Source organism: Nakamurella sp. A5-74 (assembly GCF_040438885.1).
In the GTDB taxonomy this organism is placed as follows: domain Bacteria; phylum Actinomycetota; class Actinomycetes; order Mycobacteriales; family Nakamurellaceae; genus Nakamurella.
In genome coordinates this window covers 3357326-3371362 of the sequence record NZ_CP159218.1, presented here as the reverse complement: position 1 = coordinate 3371362, position 14037 = coordinate 3357326, and the positions used below count along the sequence as shown (strand labels likewise).

General features: G+C 68.8%; 9 protein-coding genes. 1 reads left to right on the top strand and 8 read right to left on the bottom strand.

Annotated features, from left to right (window positions below):
• Positions 1-34: 34 nt before the first annotated feature.
• The 8 genes from ABLG96_RS15570 to ABLG96_RS15535 form a co-directional block, all read right to left on the bottom strand.
• Positions 35-970 carry a DUF4214 domain-containing protein gene (locus ABLG96_RS15570; RefSeq protein WP_353648255.1) on the bottom strand — a complete coding sequence of 312 codons (936 nt, stop codon included), beginning with the start codon at positions 968-970 and terminating at the stop codon, positions 35-37.
• A gap of 106 nt (positions 971-1076) precedes the next feature.
• Positions 1077-3038 carry a hypothetical protein gene (locus ABLG96_RS15565; protein WP_353648254.1) on the bottom strand — a complete coding sequence of 654 codons (1962 nt, stop codon included), beginning with the start codon at positions 3036-3038 and terminating at the stop codon, positions 1077-1079.
• Complete coding sequence (locus ABLG96_RS15560) at positions 3038-5005, bottom strand: hypothetical protein (RefSeq protein ID WP_353648253.1); 1968 nt, start codon at positions 5003-5005, stop codon at positions 3038-3040. Before ABLG96_RS15560 ends, ABLG96_RS15565 begins: the two co-directional genes overlap by 1 nt.
• A gap of 80 nt (positions 5006-5085) precedes the next feature.
• Positions 5086-6993 (bottom strand): hypothetical protein, encoded by a 1908-nt coding sequence (locus ABLG96_RS15555; protein WP_353648252.1) that lies wholly within the window; start codon positions 6991-6993, stop codon positions 5086-5088.
• 19 nt (positions 6994-7012) lie between these two features.
• Positions 7013-8425 carry an ABC transporter ATP-binding protein gene (locus ABLG96_RS15550; RefSeq protein WP_353648251.1) on the bottom strand — a complete coding sequence of 471 codons (1413 nt, stop codon included), beginning with the start codon at positions 8423-8425 and terminating at the stop codon, positions 7013-7015.
• Positions 8426-8428: 3 nt separating this feature from the next.
• A complete protein-coding gene (locus ABLG96_RS15545) occupies positions 8429-9475 on the bottom strand; it encodes an ABC transporter permease (RefSeq protein ID WP_353648250.1) in 1047 nt (348 codons plus the stop codon).
• The gene (locus ABLG96_RS15540; RefSeq protein WP_353648249.1) at positions 9472-11064 is read right to left on the bottom strand and encodes a glycosyltransferase; all 1593 of its coding nucleotides are present in this window, start codon (positions 11062-11064) and stop codon (positions 9472-9474) included. Before ABLG96_RS15540 ends, ABLG96_RS15545 begins: the two co-directional genes overlap by 4 nt.
• Positions 11061-12704, bottom strand: coding sequence for a glycosyltransferase (locus tag ABLG96_RS15535; protein WP_353648248.1), 1644 nt, complete (start codon positions 12702-12704; stop codon positions 11061-11063). The genes ABLG96_RS15540 and ABLG96_RS15535 overlap by 4 nt, the downstream gene beginning before the upstream one ends.
• Before the next feature lie 343 nt (positions 12705-13047).
• Between ABLG96_RS15535 and ABLG96_RS15530 the strand changes: the two genes are divergently transcribed.
• Complete coding sequence (locus ABLG96_RS15530; RefSeq protein WP_353648247.1) at positions 13048-14034, top strand: GDP-mannose 4,6-dehydratase; 987 nt, start codon at positions 13048-13050, stop codon at positions 14032-14034.
• The last annotated feature ends 3 nt before the right edge of the window (positions 14035-14037 follow it).

Here is a 14037-nt window from a genome sequence, read left to right as displayed (position 1 = left end):
CGTGTTGTCGAACCTGGGGACCCGCTGACTGACGTCACTCCTTGCCCGCGACCTTGCTCAGGTCCTGGGGGGCGGACTGTTTGAGCAGGATCGCGAGGTCCCGCTCGATCCTGTCCAGGCGGGCGGACACGGAATTGAGTGCGTAGGTGAGGGTGTCCAGGTGGGACATCTGGTGACGATCCACCTTCCACTGCCACTCCCTGCCCGCCTCCACCTCGCTGATCAGCGTCTCCACCCGGGACTGGGTGCGTCCGGTGGCGCGGGCGGCGGTGGTCCCCGAGAGGAACTCGCGGGCAACGGTCCGCGGACCCTTGTGCCGTTTCACCAGTTGACCGACGAGCCGTTTGACGCGGGGCCGACCGGCGTCGGACGCCGCGAGGGTGGCGGCCGCTTCGTCAGCGGAGAGCTGTACCGAAGGGGTCGGCGGGAAGCGCAGCTGGCTCTTGGCCTCCTCGGACGCGAGCATCGAGGCCAGCATGCTCTCGTGGGTGACAGCCCCAGCGGCCAGCGCGGTGCGGTGCGCCTCCAGACCGTCCTCGTCCGGGGCACGACCGAGTGCGGTCAGGTAGACGCCGGTGACGAACGCGACGTCGAGGTCCTCGGGGGCGCTGGCGCCGGTGGTGGCTGCCTCCTGGGAGCCCAGCAAGGCCTGGATCAGCAGGTCGGGAGTGCCGCCACCGCGGATCATCGCGGTGAAGGCGCGGTTGCCACCGTCGTCCGGGAGTCGGTGCAGGATCGTGCGGTAGAGCCCGTACACCCAGACATCGGCCAGATCGGGAGCGCGGTCGAGGCGACCGACGACCGGGGCCACCGGCGTCCAGGTCTCGACCACCGAGATCGTGGACGCGGCCATCCTGGCCTTCAGCAGGCGCTCGAAACCCCGGGCGCTGAACACCCGCCGCCCGGAGGGCGCGTCGGCTGCGGCGAAGGTGGGGCGTCGGACGGTGACCCGGGTGCTGCGCTCGGACATGCAGTCTCTCCGTCGGGGGGTCAGGGGCGATGTCCGGTGGTGTTCGGCTATCGGCCCGGGGGACGTTATCACGCAGGATGTGCGCGGGCGGGCCGGCCGGTGGGGGCTAGCAGGACGGACCTGCCTTGAGCGAGAGCGCCGTCCCGGTACGCAGGACGGTGAAGGTCCCCGCAGCTTCACCGGCAGCGGCGATGCGCTCCGCCTTGGCCTGCAGCGCGACGTCTGGGGTCGCCGTACGGACTCCGGCGCCCATCGGTACGAACTCCAGGACGATCACGTCTGCTGTGCCGCTGTGCAGCAGCGCACATCCCGAGGTGGCGATGTTGCCGCGTTGGTAGTCGGTGATCACCTGCTTGACAGCCGGTGGCCAGGCAGCTTGGGCAAGAGCGAAGTTCTTGTCCACTCCGATGTTGAAGGAGCTCGCACCCGTGAAGGGGATGAGGGCCGTTGCCAGGAAATCGTTCGATCCGGGCAGCAGCAGCACCGTCTCGGTCGGTCGGATCAAGGTCTGCAGGTCGGCCAGCACGCCCGACCGCAGCGAACCGACGAGGGCGTAGGAGGCTTCATTGCTCCGGATCTGCTTGATCGGGTTGACCGACCCCTCCAGCGCCAGCAGCAGAGCCAGCGCGGGTGCGAACCATCGAGCCCTGCTCCGCCACACCGCGGCGAGGCCGACGATCGCCAGCGCGATGAGGGCGAACCGGGTCACTGCGAAGATGCGGTAGGTCGCGCGGATCTCGGTGAAGCCGGGTACGTGCTCGTACAGCAGCGCCGTCGGCAACCACATCCGGGTCTCGGAGAGCGGGACGTCGTAGCTCGGCGTGATCGGAATCTTGGTGTTCGCGAACTTGAGCGCAGGACCGAAGGCGAGCACCAGGCAGGCCAGGCCTGCCAGCGCCAGGGTGAGGCGCTCACGGCCGGCCGCGGTGCGGGGCCGGAGCAGGCCGAACGCTACCGCCACCGCCACCAGGGCGACGGCGAACAGCCCGAGGAAGTTGGTGGTCTGGTTGGACCCGTCACCCCAGAGGTTGAGCAGGGTGGAGCGCCACGGCGCCCTGGACGAGTACCAGATCGATGGCCCGGGCAGGAGGAGCGTGAGCCCGTCGAGGCCCAGATAGCGGAACGCACTGATGCCGACGCGCAGATCGATGCCGCCACTGGGGACGTACACGAGGTAGAGGCCGACGGACCCGAGCAGCGCCGCCGCCCACGTCGCCGACCCGATCAGCCGGATCCGCCACGGCAGCTGCCGGGACAGCAACCAGCCGAGCCCGACGACCACGATCACGACCATCGTTCCGATGAACGAGTAGCCATCGGTCCACACCGCCAGCAGGCAGGTGGCAACGGCGAGAACGGCAGGGACCAGCCGGCGTCCGGCGGCAAATCCGTCCAGTGAAAGCAACAGCAGCCACAGGTAGAGCGGCAGCTGCGCATAGCCGTGGAAGGTGAAGGTGAAGGGAGCCAGGCCGATCAGGGTCGGCGAGGTCAGGTAGAGCGCTGCGCCGATCGCCGCCAGCCACACCGGCACGCTCCAGCGGCGGAACAGGGCGACCGTACCGGCGAATCCCGCTGCACAGCACAGCGCCGTGACGATCTTGTAGGCCCGCCAGGCGTCGATGCCGGGGAGATAGCTGAGCCAGGCACCGACGTAGGTCTGCGGGAGCCCGATCAGCAGGGGGGAACCGAAAGGAGCTCCGACCTGGTGGCAGCGCTGGAAGAACTGCGACCAGCCGAGCTTGGCGATGCACTCGATGTTGCCGGCTCCTGCCGACCAGACCAGTGCCGACGGCGCACCGGCGATCAGACCGTGGACGACCAACACCACGGCGAACAGCGGCACCGACCAGGCGACGGTCGGGATCCAGCTGCGCCACCGCTCGCGGAGGGGCCCCGCAGTCGGGGGGTCAGCGGGTGGCGGCCCGGGCGGTCGGGGGTCGATCGGTTGGGTGTCGGCCAGCTGGGTGTCCGCCGGGGCGTCGTGTGCGGGCGATGCCGCGTCGGGGGGTTCGCGGCGCTCGTCGGTCGGCAGGACCGCGGTGTCGGGTTCCGTGGGCGGTTTCGTCATCAGGCAGTGCAGTCCTGGTCGGGCCGGAGGCGCAGGGCGATCCCGGACGGCGTCTCGGTGGTGGCGAATCGGTCGAGTCGGGCAACGTCCTTGGCGCGCTGGACCAGTGCCGGGTCGGGGCCGGGGGTGACGGCCGCATTGACAGCTCCAGCCCGCAGGTCCAAGTACGACAGGACGATCACCGAGGCATCGGAATGCAGCAGTGCACACGCGTTGTCGGCGAACTTCGCAGTTCCGTAAGTCCTGGCAGCCAGGCGGACGGGGGCCGGCCAGGAGGCCATGCTGTAGGCGACGTTCTTGTCGATCCCCACGTTGTAGGAGCTACCGCCGGTGAACGGGACGAAGCCGCTGGCCAGGAAATCGTTGGCGTTGGGCAGGATCAGGGCCTTGTCGCCCGGCCCGATCATCTGGGTGAGGTGGATGCCGAAGTCGGCCCTGGTCACCTCGAGTTGGGCGCGGCTGAGCTGCCGATTGCTGATCTGCTTCGCCAGGTTCGGAACCGAATCGAGCACGAGGAGGATCGCAAGGAACGGGACGAGCATCCTGGCCCGGGTGCGCAGCACCATCACCAGGCCCACCACGGCGAGCACCACCAGCGCCCAGCGCGTGACGGTGAAGCTGCGGTAGGTGGCGCGCATGTCCTGGAAGCCCGGAACGTGCTCGTAGAGGAACGCGGTCGGCAGCGTGAACCGGGTCTCGCCGGCCGGGAGGTTGCCCGGCTTGATGGGGATGTCGGCGAAATTGGCGAATTTGAGGTTGGGTCCGAGCGAAAGGATCGCGCACACGACACCCACGCCGACGAGTGACCACAGCTGGCCGCGATGAGGTGCCCCCCGACGCAGCGCGCCCAGCAGGACCAACGTCACCGCCAGGCCGAGCGCGACGTAGCCGAGGTAGTTGCCGAGCTGGTTGTCACCCGTTCCCCAGAGGCGCTGCAGAACGCCGTTCCACGGCATCCCGGACGCCCAGTAGCTGGAGGGCGACGGGATGAAGAACGTCAGCAGGTCCGCCCCGAGGTAGCGGAAGGAGCCCATCGACGCCTGCGGGTGGGCACCACCCGGCGGGATGTAGCTCAGGTAGGCCAGTGATCCGGTGGCGAGCGCCACTGCCCAGACGATGCCACCGGCCAGCTTCTTCCGTCCAGCGGTGTCGCCCAGCAGCCATCCGAGCCCGATCCCCAGGATCATCACCGTCGAGGCGACGAAGGCGTACCCGTCGGTGAAGGCCATCAGCCACGCACAGGCGAACGCGATGAGCGCAGCGGAGACGTACCGGCCCCGACGGAACCGCTCGAGCGAGGTGAAGACCGCCCAGGTCGCCGCCGGCAGCATCACGAAACCGTGAAAGGTGTAGACGAACCCGTTCAGTGCCAGCACGGTCGAGGACGTCAGGTAGACGAACGTGCCGAGCGAAGCCAGCCAGGTAGGTGCTCCGAAGCGCCTGAGCACGGCGACTCCGGCCAGGTACGAGCCGGCGACGGTCAGGACGCCGACGATCAGGTAGGCGCGCCAGGCATCGATCAGGGGCAAGTAACTCAGCAGCAGCCCGAGATAGGTCTGCGGAGCGCCGGACAACAGGGGTGAGCCGACCGGTGCGCCGATCTGCGTGCAGTACGACCTGAACGCGGCGAACCCCATGGTGTTGAGGCACTCGATCTGTCCCGCACCCAGCATCCACGACAACTTCGCCGGGGAGAACCCCGGGAAGAAACCGGTGGTGATCAGGGTCAGCCCGAGCGGCGGGACCACCCACAGCAGATTGCCCAGCCACGCCGACCGGCGTTCGTACCGCGTCGCCGCAGTGCTGCCGGTCTCGGAGGGGCTCGATGCAGTGGTGCCCTCACCGACGCGGCCGTCGTCATGCTCCAGGGTGTCGACGGCAGCACTCGGATCACCCGTCGATCTGACAGCCGCGGCCGGGGCGATCCGATCGCCTGCTGCGTCGTCGCCTGCGGCGGATGTGGTCACGATGTTCGATCACCCGTGACCAGAGGATGGGCGCGTGGCGGAGACGGCGGCGGTTGCTGCAGAGTTTGTCCGTCCGGAACTCATCTGCAGTCCCGATCCGCCGGGATGCGGATGGCGATCGCCGTGCCGGTCTCGGTGACCGCGAACTTGCCGGTGGCCGCGACCGCCTGGGCCCGCTTGGTCAAAACCGGTTCGGGTTGCGGGATGGTCGCCGAATCGACTGCGGCGTTCAGCAGTCCCATGTACGACAGCACGATCACCGACGCGTCGGAGTGCAGCAGGGTGCAGGCCTTGTCGACGAATTCGGGAGAGCCATAACTGGAGACGGCATCCCGGACGCTCTGCGGCCAGTTGTCGCGGCTGTACTCCAGGTTCTTGTCCTGCCCGTTGTTGTACGACGTCCCCCCGGTGAACGGGACGAACGCGGCCGCCAGGAAGTCGTTGCTGGCCGGCAGGATCAGCGCCTTGTCGCCCGGGTTGATCAGCTTGGCGAGGTTGCCACCGGAACCCGTCCGCGCGGCGTCGAGCTGGACGTTGGCGGAGGCACGCAGAGCGATCTGCTTGGCAAAGTTCGGCATCGAATCGAGCAGCAGCAGGATCGCGAGGAACGGCACCAGCACCTTGGCCCGAGTGCGCAGCAGCATCACCAACGCGACGACGGCGAGCACGATCAACACCCAGCGGGTGCCGACAAAGCTGCGGTAGGTCGCGCGCATGTCCTGGAAACCGGGGACGTTCTCGTAGAGGAAACTCGTCGGCAGGGTGAACCGTGTGAGCTCGGCCGGCAGATTGTCCTGACCGAGCACACCGGACTGCCTGTTCGCCAGCTTGAACGACGGACCGAGCGACAGGATGGCGCAGAACACCCCGACAGCGGCCAGCGCGATGAGCTCGCCGCGTCCGGGCGCCAGGCGGCGCAGCGCACCCGAGGCGATCAGCACCACGAACAGGGCCAGTGCGACGTACCCGGGGTACTGGCTGAACTGGTTGTCGGAGGTGCCCCAGAGCTGTTGCAGGGTGTTCTTCCAGGGCATCTCCGCGGCCCAGTAGTTGACCGGCGGCGGGATGAGGAAGGTGATGAAGTCGGCGCCGTAGAAGCGGAAGGATCCGAGTCCGGTGTGCGGATGGGTGCTGCCTGCCGGGATGTAGCTGAGGTAGGCCAGCGCTGCGGTACCGACGCCGGCCACCCAGGACGCAGTACCCCAGACCTTCGCGCGCTTCGGGGCGTCGCCGAACAGCCAGCCGATGCCGACGCCGACGATGAGGACCATGGCGGTGACGAACGAGTAGCCGTCGGTGAACACCAGGAGCCAGGGCGTGAGGAAGGCCGGCAGCGCCCCGCGGAGATTGCGCCCGCGGCGGAAGTTCTCGAACGAGGCGAGCGCCGCCCAGGTGGCGGCCGGCAGCATGATGAAGCCGTGGAAGGTGTAGTTGTAGCCGTTCAGCAACAGCACGGTGGGCGACGTCAGGAAGATGAAGACGCCGAGCGAGGCGAGCCAGATGGGTGCCCCGAACCGCCGGAGCACAGCGACACCGCCGGCGTAGCTGCCGGCCACGGTGAGAACGCCGACGATCTGGTACGCGGCCCAGGGGTCGATGAACGGGATCGTGTGCAGCAACGAACCCAGGTACGTCTGCACGAGCCCGGTCAGCAGCGGCGAGCCGACCGGCGCACCGATCTGCTGGCAGTACGAGCTGAACTGCCCGAACCCCATGTTGGAGAGGCACTGGATGTGCCCCGCTCCGAGCATCCACGACAGCTGGGACGGCGAGAAGCCGGGGAAGAACCCCATCGTCATCAGCGTCAGCACCAGCGGTGGGGCACACCACAGGAGGTAGTCGACGAGGCCGGCGCGCTTCCCACGTGGCGGGGGCGTCGCCGTGGCCGCAGCCAATGACCCGGGTGCGCTCTTCCGGTCGGTCGCGCTGCTGCCCTGGTCGTCGGCGCCGTGCTGGAGGGCCTCGGAGGGAGCGGGGGTGGTCGTCACGATGTCGGATCGCCTGTCATCAGGAGGTCGACGCGCTGCCGGGAGACACGGCGACGCGGAGGGACGGGTCGGTCTCGGCAGACTCGTGGGTGGAATCCGCCTGAGCCGCGGCTTCGGTCGAGGAAGCAGCAGCCGCTTCGGCATCGGCATCGGTCGAGGCAGCAGCAGCCGCCTCGGCATCGGCCTCGGCGCGCTGTCCTGCCTCCCGCGCGGCAATGTCCGCGGCGGTGGCCTCGGTCTCGGCATACGCGCTGGGCACGTCGAGCACACCGATGGTGAAGCCGTTGCCACGCACCTCGAGGCTCGCGCCGCCTGTGAGCCGGTGCAACTCGACGCCGCTCTGCCGGCCGATGGCTGCGGTGATTCCGTAGGTGCCCTCCACCAGCGGAAGCGAGCCCATCCGGAAGGTGAAGACCCGATCGCCGATGGCCGCCGGGATCTGCTGCTCGAGCAGCTTGGTGTTGGTGCCGTAGACGATCTGACCCAGGCTGGTGTCCATGAACATGCCGACCACGGCGTCCGCGACGGCCGGCTCATCGAAATGGGTGGCGATGCGCACCTTGAGCGCGTCGCCGGTGGTGATCGAGATGGTCGGTTGATCGTTGTCGTCGAACAGGCTGACCCCGACGACCTGGGCCGTCGAATCCGGCGCTCTGGTGGACACCCGCTGCTTGGCCAGGTCGGCCTGCCTGATGGCATCGAAGTCGGCCCGCAGGTGCCGCAGCGCGTCCACCGGGTCACCGTCGACGATCACCTTGCCGCCCTCGAGCAGCACGGCATGGTCACAGATGTCCGCGACCTGGTCCAGTGAGTGGGTGACCAGGATGATGGTCCGCCCCTCCTCCTGGAACCGGCGGATCTTGTCCATGCACTTGCGCTGGAACGGCTCGTCGCCGACCGACAGCACCTCGTCGACCAGCAGGATCTCCGGGTCGACGTGCACGGCGACCGAGAAGGCCAGCCGCACGTACATGCCGGACGAATAGAACTTCACCTGGGTGTCGATGAACTTCTCGATGCCGGAGAACTCGACGATCTCATCGAAGTACGACTCGGTCTGCGCGTTCGACAGGCCCAGGATGGAGGCGTTGAGGTAGACGTTTTCCCGTCCGGTGAGATCGGGGTGGAAACCGGCGCCGAGCTCGAGCAGCGCGGCGATCCGGCCGCGGTGCTCCACGGTGCCGCTGGTCGGCTGCAGGATGCCGCCGATCATCTTGAGCAGCGTCGACTTGCCGGAGCCGTTGGGCCCGATCAGCCCGACAGTGCTGCCGGCGGTGATCTCCAGGTCGACGTTCTCGAGCGCCCAGAAATCGTCCTTGTGCTGCTGGGAGCGACCGAAGTTGACCAGCCGCTCCTTGAGCGACTTGTCCTTGCGGATGACGAAGCGTTTGGAGACGTCGGCGACGCGCACCACGACCGGGTTGCTGGACATGATTCAGAGCTCCTGGGCGAAGTTCGCCTGCATCCGGGCGAAGGCCCGCTGGAAGACCCACACGAGGACGGCGCCGATGACGATCGCGATGGCCACCCACATTCCGAGGTTAGGCGGGAACTCGGCTGCAGGTGCGTTCAGCCGGAAGGCCTTCTGGAAGCAGAAGACGGCGATGGCGATCGGGTTGAACAGGTAGGCGTTCTCCAGTCCGGTGCCGCCGACGGCGCTGATGACCTGCGCCCAGGAGTAGACCACCGGACACGACCAGAAGCCGACGAGCAGGGCGATCTCCACCAGGTACTGGACGTCACGGAGGTAGACGTTCACCGCGGACAGCAGGAAGGCCCACGCCATGCCCCACAGCAGCAGGATGGCCACCCCGGCGAACACCCACACGATCTGGGTGAAGTTCGGCGGAGCACCGGCGACAAAGGTGGCGATGAACAGGATGCCGACCTGGATGAAGAAGTTGAACAGCGCGGAGCCGATCACCGCGAGCGGGAACACCTCGCGGGGCAGGAAGATCTTCTTGATCAGGCCGCCGTTGGCGACGATCGAGGCTGAGCCGCCGCCGACGATCTCGCCGAACAACGACCAGGCGGTCAGCCCGGAGTAGATGTAGATGGCGAAGTTCTTGATGCCGCCGGGGTTGCGGAGGGACTGCTCGGCGCCGAGGAACCTGCCGATGGCGAAGTAGTAGACCAGCAGCAGCGCGAGCGGCCGCAGCAGCGACCAGAGGAAGCCCAGGACGCTGTCCTTGTACTTGCTCTTCAGTTCCTTGCGGACGAGTTGCGCCAGCAGTTCGCGGTACTGCCACACGCCACGGATCGAGCTGGCGGTGCCGCGCAGGAAGCCGGTCACCGGTCCCGCGGCGACCAACGGCTGCTCGCCGAGCGCATCGATGTGCCGCTTGCGGGCCGCAGCGAGCACCTGGTCGCCCTCGAGGCTGGCGTCGACCGAGGGATCCTGGTGGAGCGCGACGGTGGCGGGGGCGTCGGCGACCTGGGTGTCGGCCTGCGTCATCTCATCGGGATTGCTGGGAGTGCTCATGCGGTGTGCTCGTCTCGGCCGGTCGTCAGGATGCGCCAGGTGCGGCCGGCGTAGTCGTCCCAGCTGCCGGGCACCCGGGCCGCGGCCTGGGCACGCAGCTCGTCGAGCAGGGCGTCGTCGGTCACCAATCTCCTCATTCCGTCCGTCACGCTCTCGTCGTCACGAGGGTCCACCAGCAGTGCACCGCCTGCGGCGGCGATCTCCTGCATCGACCCGAAGGCCGACGTGATCGCGGGAGTGCCCGCGGCGAGGGATTCTGCCACGGGCAGGCCGAATCCCTCGTTCACCGAGGGGAACACGGTGAACCGGGCGAGTCGGAACGCGGACCACAGCAGGTCGTCGTCGGCCGCCGAGATGCTCTCCACCGGACGCCCGGCGAGCTGCAGCTTGGCCAGGTGGGCCTGGAAACGCTCCGAGTTCCAGGAGTTCCCGCCGATGAAGGTCAGGGAGAACCGGTGACCCTCGCGCCACAGCACCTCGGCGGCGTGCAGCACCGCGGTGTGGTTCTTGCGCGGTTCATGGCTGCCGACAACCAGCACCATCGGCAGTTCGCCGAGCTTGAGCCGTTGGGCGGCGGCGGCCAGCGCGCGGGTGTCCGCGGGCGGCGCCTGGGACGGCAGCACGACGGGCAGGATCGACGGACCCGGCAGGTCGATGCCGGCCAGCATCGCGCGCCAGCCGCGGTATTCGTTGCCGGCGGCCTCGGAGATCGGCACGACCACGTCGGCATGGCGCAGCGCGGCGAGGTTGGACGCGAAGCCGGGCAGCATGCCGGAGTGGCTGGTCTCGGCGGAGGTGACGGGCACCAGGTCGTATCCGATGGCGCCGTAATGCACCCGGCCGAACCGGGCGAGCGCCATCTGGCGGCCGGTGCGCGCCACCTCGGCAGACAGCTCCGGCAGCAGGAAGATGCTCTGCCACGGCACGACGACCGCGTCGTCGGCCGGCACCGGTACGGCAGGGCCGCCCCAGAATGCACGCCTGGCCTCGATCGGGGTGAGCGCCCGCAGCGCCTGCAGGTGCTCCGTCCAACCGACCATGGTGACGTCGTGTTCGGCTGCCCACCGGCGGGTGGTCTCCCGGGTGACGCGCTGGATGCCGGTGGCGAAGTCGGTCTGCGACGTGTGGTGGACGTCGACCAGCACGGCGCCGGTGACGATCTTCACCTGCCGCCACGGACCGCGGTCCAGCAGCCTGCGTGCCGGGCCGTTCCACAGCGCCAGCCGGATGGCCGCGGCGGTGCCGGACAGCCGGGCGGCCCGGGTCGCGGCCAGCACCCGCGGAACCGTCGGCAGTCGGGCTTCCATCACGGCCAGCAGCAGCCAGATGGTCTCCTCGTCGGCGGGCTCGAGAGCTGCGGCCAGCGCGACCACCAGGGACTCGCTGTCCTTCCGTCCCGGTTGGGTGCCGCCGAGGGTGTGGATCAACGACTGCATCCGGGCGCGCAGCGCGTCGCGCCGCTCGCGTCCCAGACCGTCGATGTCGGCGGCGATCGCCTTCGGCTCGTGCGAACGGGCCCGGCCCCGGATCAGGGTGCGGGCCGCGCCGGTGAGCTCGGTGGCCTTCATGACCTTCGAACGCAGGCTCATCGGACGTCCTCCGCCGCGGTGGCCGCACCGGCCACGTCGGCCATGTCGGCCATGTCGGTCGCGCTGCGGGTGTGGCGCCCGGTCGATGCTGCCGGGACCAGCGCCAGCTGTTCGGCGACGACCGTCCACAGTGCGTCGGCGTAGCGGGTCCAGTCGGAGCCAGGACGGGAGCGGATCTCGGCACGCAGCCGGTCCCGCTCGGCGGGATCCGTCAACAGCGTGCGCATGCCGTCGCGGATGGCATCGTCGCTGCGCGGATCGACGGTGAGGGCGCCGCCGCCGGCCGCGATCTCCGAGGGCGCGCCGTAGGAGCTGGTGAGCACCGGAACGCCGTGGGCGAGCGACTCGGCCACGGGCAGGCCGTAACCCTCGTGCAAGGACGGGAACACGGTGAAGGCGGCCTCCCGGTAGGAGTGGGTGAGCACGGCCTCGTCGACAGCACGGAGGATCTCCAGCGGGCGCCCGGCGGCGATCAGCTCGGCTGCCGCGTCCGGGAACTCGTGGCCCCAGCCGCTGCCGCCGATGAAGCGGATCCGGAAGTCGATGCCCTCACGCCACAGTTGCTCGGCGGCGTTCAACACGGCGACATGGTTCTTGCGGGGCTCGAACGAACCGATCATCACCACCAGCGGTGCGCGGTCGTCGGCGAGTGCGGTCTGTTCGATGGCACCCGCGGGTTCGGCCAGATCCGGAAGCGGGAGCGGGAGCACCGTCGGGCCGGTCAGGCCCTGGGTGGGAAGCATCGAGACGAAGCCGCTGAACTCGGCGGCCGCTGCGTGCGAGATCGCCGCAACAGCGTGGCCGTACTTGAGTGCGGAGAGATAGTTGACGAACTTCACCGAGTCGGCCGGCGGAACGGTGTCGGCGCTGACCACCGGGATGGCGTCGTACCCGATCGCCACCAACCGGTTGCCGGAGTGCGCGGCAAGGGCAGCCAGCCGGGGGTCGGCCTCCGAGCTGGGCACCTCGACGAGCAGGACCACCGAACGCCACGGCACCAGCAGGGTGTCCACGCCGTCCTCGCCGACGGGCCCGGCATCCTCCCGACCCCACTCCAGCGCACGTTGCCGCTCCGCCGGACGCAGTTCACGCAGCGCTCCGGAGGCGTCCGTCCACACCGCGGGAACCACCTCGGGACGCGACCGCCACTGCGGCAGGAGGCTGCGAGCCACCCGCTGGATACCGGTGTGCAGGTCGTGTTTGGCCGAGTGTTCGACGTCCGTGACCACCCCGCCGGTAACGATCCTGATCCTCGACCGCGGCTCACCGACCTGTTGGGCACGCAGCAAGGAGGTGTCGAGGAGCTCGACGATCCCGGCGACACCCTCGAGCTGCAGGGCGCGCCGGGCGTCGGTCAGTTCGTCGAGCGTGGGATACGCGGCGGACAGTGCCGTCAGCAGCAGCCAGATCTCGTCCTTCGCCAGCGTGTCGGCCACCCGGACAGCGAGCAGGTCGAGCACCCGGGCGGCGTCCTGCGCCCCGTCATCACCGACGGGAGCAGGAACAGCGTTCAGGTCGATGTCGAGGGCAACGGCGGCGGCGCGGAGCCGACCGGCCAGTGCGGCCCGGGCGGTGGCGGGCGCCGGATCTTCCGGGGTTCGGTCCGCCTGCGACGGGGACTGCTGGTGTGCGTCGGTCACCGTGCGACGGCCCCCCTCAGCTGCGGTCCGGGCGCTGCACCGGATCCCGCGGTGGGCGGAGCGACACGGGGTGCCCTCTCGCCTCCGACGGTCGGCGCGGGATCCTCGACGGCAGATGAGGAGAGAGGTGAAGTCACCGGATGATCGTAGCCGCACCGACAGGGGTGGCCCGGGTGCTCACGTGGCGCGGCTAGACTGTGGCCGTTTTGTCGCCGTGTCCGCATTCGTCCGGGCGAGCACCGATTTCGGTGGTCCGCCGGCCGGCCGGACACCGGTGGCGAGCGCCGACCAGACCCACTGGCGACATCGACCGGACCCCGCCGGCAGCCGACCGAGGAGTGCTATGCCCACCGCTTTGATCACCGGAATCACCGGCCAGGACGGCCTCTATCTCGCGGAGCTGCTGCTCGGTAAGGGCTACGACGTCTACGGCCTGATCCGTGGCCAGAACAACCCGAAGCGGGCGTTGGTGGAGAAGGAAGTTCCCGGTGTGAAGCTCCTCACCGGCGACATCACCGACCTGTCCAGTGTGATGCGTGCGCTGAACGTGTCGCAGCCCGACGAGGTCTACAACCTGGGCGCCATCTCCTTCGTCGCGTACTCGTGGGAGAACGCCCACCTCACGACCCAGGTCACCGGCAACGCGGTCCTGAACATGCTGGAGGCGATCCGGTTGTACGCCGGCACCGACATCGGCAAGGTCCGCTTCTACCAGGCCTCCAGCTCCGAGATGTTCGGCAAGGTCCAGGACGTCCCGCAGCGCGAGTCCACCCTGCTGTGGCCGCGGTCGCCCTACGGCGTCGCCAAGGTCTACGGGCATTACATGACCATCAACTACCGCGAGTCCTACGGCATGCACGCCAGCTCGGGCATCCTGTTCAACCACGAGTCGCCGCGTCGCGGGCCGGAGTTCGTCACCCGCAAGGTGACCCAGGCCGTCGCCCGGATCTCCCTCGGCCTGCAGGATCAGATCTCGCTCGGCAACCTGGATGCCAAGCGCGACTGGGGTTTTGCCGGCGACTACGTCGATGCCATGTGGCGGATGACGCAGGCTCCTGAGGGCGACGACTACGTGGTCGCCACCGGTGAGACGCACTCCATCCGCGAGCTGCTGGATCTCTCCTTCGCCCGGGTGGGCATCGAGGACTGGGACAAGCACGTCTACATCGACCCGCAGTTCTTCCGTCCGGCCGAAGTAGATCTGCTGATCGGCGATCCGGCCAAGGCCAAGGAGAAGCTGGGCTGGGAGCCCACCGTCACGTTCCCCGAGCTGGTGAACATGATGGTCGACTCCGACGTCGCGCAGCAGTCGGCGCAGGCAGGGGCCTAGTCC